Genomic DNA, 6,204 nt, shown 5'->3' on the forward strand with positions numbered 1-6,204 from the left:
CGCGTGGGCCAGGTGGGCGTGCGCGTCGGCGCGATCACGTCCGCGTCCGACACCCTGGACATCCACGTGGAGGGCCCCGGCGGCCACACCTCGCGCCCGCACCTGACCTCGGACGTCGTTTACGCGCTGGGCAAGCTGGCCACCGATCTGCCGGGCCTGCTCAGCCGCCGCGTCGATCCGCGCACGGGCACCGTCCTGGTCTTCGGTTCGGTCAATGCCGGCTACGCCGCCAACGCCATCCCCGCCGAGGGGCGGCTGCAGGGCACGATCCGCACCGCCGACATCAAGACCTGGCGCGCCATCGACCCGCTGCTGCGCGAGCTCATCGACCAGGTGCTCGCCCCGACCGGCGTGACCCACCGCCTCGACTACGAGCGCGGCGTGCCGCCGGTGCTCAACGACGACTACTGCACGGCCCTGGTCGCCGAGACCGTTCGCCGCGTCGACGAGAACGCGGTCATCGAGGCCCCGCAGTCCTCCGGCGGCGAGGACTTCGGCTGGTACCTCGAGCACGTCCCCGGCACCATGGCGCGCCTGGGCTGCTGGTCCGGCCGCGGCGAGAAGCACGACCTGCACCGCGACGACATCATCGTCGACGAGCGGTGCCTCGGCGTCGGCGTCCGCCTCTTCGGCGGCATCGTGGCGCGGTACGAGGACGGCGATCCGGACCGCACCGACGGCGTCTTGTGACGGGCCCGACTTGACGACGTCCCGGCCGGGCCGTCGTCAAGCCAAACGACCCGAACCGACGGAATCCGGGGCCTCCACTAGACTGGGCCGCGCACTGCAAGGCCCGAAACATGGAGGACCCGTGACCAAGAGGATCGTGATCATCGGCGGTGGCCCCGCCGGCTACGAGGCGGCGCTCGTCGGCGCCAAGTACGGTGCCGAGGTCACCGTGGTGGAAGACGCCGGCATGGGCGGCTCCTCCGTCCTGTACGACTGCGTCCCGTCGAAGGCGTTCATCGCCGCGACCGGCGTGCGCACCGACATGCGCCGCGCGGACGACATGGGCCTGCGCCCGGACTTCTCGTCGCGCAAGATCGACTTCACCGCCGTCAACGACCGCGTCCGCCACCTGGCCGAGTCGCAGTCGGACGACGTCCGCGCGCAGATGGACCGCGAGGGCGTGCGCATGCTCCAGGGACGCGGCCGCCTCGACGATTACGAGCCGGGCCGCATCACCCACTACGTCACGGTCGAGCTGCTGGAGGGCGGCGAGGAGACCATCGAGTGCGACCTCGTGCTCGTGGCCACCGGCGCCTCCCCGCGCATCCTGCCGGGCGCCCGCCCGGACGGCGAGCGCATTCTGACGTGGCGCCAGGTCTACGACCTCGAGGAGATGCCCGAGCACCTCGTCGTGGTCGGTTCCGGCGTCACCGGCGCGGAGTTCGTCTCCGCGTTCACCGAGCTCGGCGTGAAGGTGACCATGGTCGCCTCCCGCGACCGCATCCTGCCGCACGAGGACGCCGACGCCGCCGACGCCCTGGAGGGCGTGCTGTTGGAGCTCGGCGTCGACGTGGTGAAGAACGCTCGCTGTGATCTCGTCGAGCGCACCGAGGACGGCGGCGTCCGCGTGGTCACCTCCGACGGTCGCGAGGTTCTGGCCTCCCACGCCCTGATCACCGTCGGTTCCATCCCGAACACCGCGGACCTGGGCCTGGAGGCCGTGGGCGTGGACATGACGCCGTCCGGCCACATCAAGGTCGACCGCGTGTCCCGCACCTCGGTGCCGGGCATCTACGCCGCCGGCGACTGCACCGACCTGTTCCCGCTGGCGTCGGTGGCGGCCATGCAGGGCCGCATCGCCATGTACCACGCGCTGGGCGAGGGCGTGTCGCCGATTCGCCTGCGCACCGTGTCCTCGGCCGTGTTCACGCGCCCGGAGATCGCCACCGTCGGCGTCTCGCAGGCGCAGATCGAGTCGGGCGAGGTTTCCGCCCGCGTCGAGGTGTTCCCCCTGGCCGGCAACCCGCGCGCGAAGATGCGCTCGCTGCGCCGCGGCTTCGTCAAGCTGTTCTGCCGCAAGAACTCCGGCATGATCATCGGCGGCGTCGTCGTGGCGCCCACGGCCTCGGAGCTGATCCTGCCCATCGCGGTGTGCGTGTCCAACCAGCTCACCGTCGCCGACCTGGCCAGCTCCTTCTCGGTGTACCCGTCGCTGTCGGGCTCCATCACCGAGGCCGCGCGCCAGCTCATGGCGCACGACGACCTGGACTAGCGGCTACTTCGCCGTCAGCTCGGCGTGCTTGATCTCCACCTCGGCGGCAGCCGGGTTGGTGGCGTGGGTGCCGTCGGAGTACAGGACGGTCGGCACGATGCGGTTGCCGCCGTTGACGGACTCGACCCACTTCGCCAGGTCGGCGTGCTTCTCCACGTCCCACGCCTCGAACGGCACGCCGCGCTTCTTCAGGCCGCCGATCAGCGACTGGCAGTACGGGCACCAGCTGGTGGCGTAGATGGTCACGGCTTCGGTGGTCTTCGGCAGGGTCATCTTGTCGTTGCTCATGAACCGTGCAACGAGGCCCCCGCCGGGAATGTTCCGGGTCACCCCCGCAGGGTGGCGGACATCACCGTTTGCGGCGCTCGCGCATTGCTTTGCGACGCCGCCGCGCACCAGTCAGTCCTCGTCGGCAGTACCGGCCGTCAGTACTCGTCTTCGGGGCGCGGCCGCCACGTGGTGAAGCGGTAGCGCGGGCCGTTCGACGACGTCGCCCACTCGCCCTTGCGCACGGGCTTCCAGCCGAGCAGCTCGGGTGCGCGCACCGGGGTGGCCACCTCGAAGACGCCGTCGACCTCGGTGACCTCGCACTCGTCGGCGATGCGCAGTGCCTCGCGGTAGACGCGGCCGCCGCCGATGATCCACGCCACCGGCACGTCGCCGAGCATGTCCAGCGCCGCGTCGAGGGAGTGGGCCAGTTCCGCGCCGGGGACGTCCTCCGGCGTCAGCGACCGGGACAGCACCACGTTGCGGCGGCCCGGCAGCGGCCGGAACTTCGCCGGCAGCGAATCCCACGTGCGGCGGCCCATGATCACGGGCGCGCCCATCGTCGTGGCCTTGAAGTGCGCCAGATCCTCCGGGATGTGCCACGGCATCGAATCCCCGTCGCCGATCACGCCGTCCGAGGTCTGCGCCCACATCATGCGGATGGAGGCCGGACGGCCGGGACGGCGGCCGTCGTCACGCGAACCCTGGGCCGACTCGAACCCGGACATCAGACCGACACCTGCCCGCGGATCGGGGGATGGGGGTCGTATCCGACCACCTCGACGTCGTCGAAGTCGTAGTCGAACAGCGACTCCGCCTTGCGCAGCTTCAGCGTGGGGTAGGGGCGGGCATCGCGGGAGACCTGCAGCTCGCACTGCTCGACGTGATTGTCGTAGATGTGGCAGTCGCCGCCGGTCCAGATGAACTCGCCGACCTCCAGGCCCGCCTGCTGCGCGAACATGTGCGTCAGCAGCGCGTAGGAGGCGATGTTGAACGGCACGCCCAGGAACATGTCCGCGCTGCGCTGGTACAGCTGGCAGCTCAGCTTGCCGTCGGCGACGTAGAACTGGAACAGCAGGTGGCACGGCGGCAGCGCCATGTTCTCCAGCTCCGAGACGTTCCACGCCGACACGATGTTGCGGCGGCTGTCCGGGTTGGTCTTCAGGGTCTCCAGCGCCCGGGAGATCTGGTCGATGTGCCGGCCGTCCGGCGTCGGCCACGACCGCCACTGCACGCCGTAGACCGGGCCCAGCTCACCGTCGGCGTCGGCCCACTCATCCCAGATGGTCACGCCCCGGTCCTGCAACCACTTCGCGTTGGAGTCACCGCGCAGGAACCACAGGAGCTCGTAGATGATCGACTTGAGGTGGACCTTCTTCGTGGTCAGCAGCGGGAAACCCTCGGACAGGTCGTAGCGGATCTGCCGGGCGAACAGCGACCGGGTGCCGGTGCCCGTGCGATCGGCCTTCGGGGTGCCGTCGGCGAGGATCTCGCGGAGGAGATCCTCGTACGGGGTCTTCACCGCTGCCTCTGCGGTGACGTCGGCGGTGGCGGAAGGGGTGGTGATCGCGCTCATGCGGCCCAGGGTACCGGCCCGCCGGAAGAGGGTCGGAGGGCGGTGGCCAGCCGGCTAGAAGTCGCCGTGCTCCTTCTTGTACTCGGCGACGGCGGCGAGGATGTCGTCGGCGATCTCCGGGCGGCAGAACAGCATGTCCGGCATGAAGGTGTCCGCCTGGTTGTACTCCGGCTCGGAGCCGTCGAGGCGGGAGACGTGCAGGCCCGCGGACTTGCACACGCCCACCGGTGCGGCGGAGTCCCACTCGTACTGGCCGCCGGCGTGGATGTACGCGTCGGCGTCGCCGAGCAGCACGTGCATGGCCTTGGCGCCGGCGGAGCCCATGGGGACCAGCTCGCGGCCGAGCTTCTCGGCGACGTACTTGCCCACGGCCGGCGGGCGGGTGCGGGAAACGACGATCTTGTTCGACATCGGGCCGGTGACGGCCTTGGCCTCGCCGGTGTGGAAAACCTGGCCGAGGTCCGGCAGTCCGACGGCGGCGTGGACGGGGGTGCCGTTCTCGATCAGGGCGATGTGCACGGCCCAGTCCTGGCGGCCGCCGGCGAACTCGCGGGTGCCGTCGAGCGGGTCGATGATCCAGACGCGGGAATTGTCCAGGCGGTCGCGGTTGTCGGCGGCCTCCTCGGACAGCACGGCGTCGTCGGGGCGGTGCTGCTGGAGCACGCGGGAGATCCATTCCTGCGCGAGGGCGTCGCCGGCGTCGCCGAGCACGCGGCCGCGGAGCAGGCCGACGTTGCGAACTCCCTTGAGAATTTCGCCCGTGCCCTGGGCCAGTCGGAGGGTCAGGATGTCGTCATCGACGTAGGCAGACATGTCTCCGATCATAGGGGGTGGCCCATCGCCGCGCCCGATGTGGCCCGCGTGAATAGTCTCGGTGCCATGAACCTTCTGCTCAACCTCATCTGGCTCATCTTCGGCGGCATCTGGCTGGCCCTCGGCTACATCGCGGCGGGCATCGTGGCCTGCATTTTCATCGTCACCATCCCCGCGGGCGTCGCGTCGTTCCGCATGGCGTCCTACGCGCTGTGGCCCTTCGGCCGGGTCGTGGTGGACAAGCCCGGCGGCTCGGCGGGGCTCAACGTCTTCATGAACGTCGTCTGGTTCGTCATCGCAGGCATCTGGCTGGCGATCGGGCACATCACCACCGCCATCGCGCAGGCGGTCACGATCATCGGCATCCCGCTGGCCATCGCCAACGTGAAGATGATCCCCGTCACCTGCTTCCCCTTCGGCAAGGACATCGTCGACGCGGACCGCGCGCGCGGCGGCTTCTCGCCGTTCTGACGGGTTCCGCATCGCGCGGGCCTGCGGCTTTGCGACGGCCGGCCATTTCTTTCGGTTCAGTGTCAAGTCGGTAACGACTGTCTTGTGATCGGCATTTACCCTTGCCGGGAGGGTTAATCGTCGTTACCATCGGGGCGAAACGAAGCAACGAACCGAACTGAAAAGGTAGACGACCATGAAGCTGCGCAACCGCACCGCCGCCCTCCTCGCCATCCCGGCCCTGACTCTGGCCCTGGCGGCGTGCTCCGACAACGAGGACACCACGGTCGTCACCGACGCCCCCGCCGAGACGAAGGTGTCGGAGGCCATTTCGGGCGACGGCGACGACGCCACCACGACCACGGACGGCGACGCCACCACCACGACCACCCAGGCCCCGCTGGGCCAGGAGGCCGCCGTGGTGCAGGTCGGCGGCAACGACGTCGACGGCCAGTTCACCCCGGTGCGCTGCACGATGGACGACGACGACAATGACCTCGACATCGAGATCGGCGCCGACGATTCCGACACCGGCCAGGTCGACATCGACATCAACGACCCGAACGGCACCCCGGTGCTCGAGTCGCTGGACATCGACACCGCCAACATGGACATCGAGATCGACGACGACAACGCGCAGAATGCGGTCGTCAACCGCGACGGCGACAAGTGGACCATCACCGGCACCGGCAAGTACGACGACGAGGATCGCACCGACGAGGTGCGCGTCGAGGTCATCTGCCCGGTGTAAACCGACTGCACGACCACGCCGGACATGCATTAGATCGGCTGGGCGGTGGCTCGCCTTCGGGCCCACCGTCTGACGCGAACCCCCGCTCCGAAACGCCGGAGCGGGGGGTCATTGTCGTGTGGGGGC

Annotated in this window: 8 protein-coding genes; 4 read left to right on the forward strand and 4 right to left on the reverse strand. The window is 69.6% G+C overall.

The genetic code is table 11. The features are described 5' to 3' along the window. Window positions 1–690: M20/M25/M40 family metallo-hydrolase (locus tag GX015_RS04535; RefSeq protein ID WP_291343123.1), on the forward strand; the 690-nt coding region annotated here is incomplete at its 5' end. Window positions 691–811: 121 nt separating this feature from the next. After that, window positions 812–2,221, forward strand: a complete 1,410-nt coding sequence (locus tag GX015_RS04540) for an NAD(P)H-quinone dehydrogenase (RefSeq protein ID WP_291343125.1) — start codon at window positions 812–814, stop codon at window positions 2,219–2,221. A 3-nt stretch (window positions 2,222–2,224) separates the two neighbouring features. On the opposite strand, the gene GX015_RS04545 is transcribed toward GX015_RS04540, so the two are convergent. The 4 genes from GX015_RS04545 to GX015_RS04560 form a co-directional block, all read right to left on the reverse strand. Next, window positions 2,225–2,509: a mycoredoxin gene (locus tag GX015_RS04545; protein ID WP_291343126.1), complete on the reverse strand. Its 285-nt coding sequence runs from the start codon at window positions 2,507–2,509 to the stop codon at window positions 2,225–2,227. 137 nt (window positions 2,510–2,646) lie between these two features. Next, a complete protein-coding gene (locus GX015_RS04550) occupies window positions 2,647–3,216 on the reverse strand; it encodes a dihydrofolate reductase (RefSeq protein WP_291343128.1) in 570 nt (189 codons plus the stop codon). Then, on the reverse strand, window positions 3,216–4,064 hold the full coding sequence (locus GX015_RS04555; protein ID WP_291343130.1) for a thymidylate synthase: 849 nt from the start codon (window positions 4,062–4,064) through the stop codon (window positions 3,216–3,218). The genes GX015_RS04550 and GX015_RS04555 overlap by 1 nt, the downstream gene beginning before the upstream one ends. Window positions 4,065–4,118: 54 nt before the next feature. Then, window positions 4,119–4,877, reverse strand: coding sequence for a 3'(2'),5'-bisphosphate nucleotidase CysQ (locus GX015_RS04560; protein ID WP_035122111.1), 759 nt, complete (start codon window positions 4,875–4,877; stop codon window positions 4,119–4,121). A gap of 66 nt (window positions 4,878–4,943) precedes the next feature. On the opposite strand from GX015_RS04560, the gene GX015_RS04565 reads away from it, so the two are divergent. Both GX015_RS04565 and GX015_RS04570 read left to right on the forward strand, forming a co-directional pair. Further along, window positions 4,944–5,348, forward strand: a complete 405-nt coding sequence (locus GX015_RS04565; protein WP_035122092.1) for a YccF domain-containing protein — start codon at window positions 4,944–4,946, stop codon at window positions 5,346–5,348. A gap of 175 nt (window positions 5,349–5,523) precedes the next feature. Further along, entirely contained in the window at window positions 5,524–6,078 is a 555-nt protein-coding gene (locus tag GX015_RS04570) for a lipoprotein LpqH (RefSeq protein WP_155869294.1), read from the forward strand. Window positions 6,079–6,204 lie beyond the last annotated feature (126 nt).

This window comes from Corynebacterium sp. (assembly GCF_012837295.1).
In the GTDB taxonomy this organism is placed as follows: domain Bacteria; phylum Actinomycetota; class Actinomycetes; order Mycobacteriales; family Mycobacteriaceae; genus Corynebacterium.

Bases quoted from the DNA above. Each gene is read 5' to 3' on its own strand.
- GX015_RS04560 (WP_035122111.1), bottom strand. From the start codon at position 4,877: ATGTCTGCCTACGTCGATGACGACATCCTGACCCTCCGACTGGCCCAG.
- GX015_RS04570 (WP_155869294.1), top strand. From the start codon at position 5,524: ATGAAGCTGCGCAACCGCACCGCCGCCCTCCTCGCCATCCCGGCCCTG.
- GX015_RS04565 (WP_035122092.1), top strand. From the start codon at position 4,944: ATGAACCTTCTGCTCAACCTCATCTGGCTCATCTTCGGCGGCATCTGG.
- GX015_RS04545 (WP_291343126.1), bottom strand. From the start codon at position 2,509: ATGAGCAACGACAAGATGACCCTGCCGAAGACCACCGAAGCCGTGACC.
- GX015_RS04555 (WP_291343130.1), bottom strand. From the start codon at position 4,064: ATGAGCGCGATCACCACCCCTTCCGCCACCGCCGACGTCACCGCAGAG.
- GX015_RS04550 (WP_291343128.1), bottom strand. From the start codon at position 3,216: ATGTCCGGGTTCGAGTCGGCCCAGGGTTCGCGTGACGACGGCCGCCGT.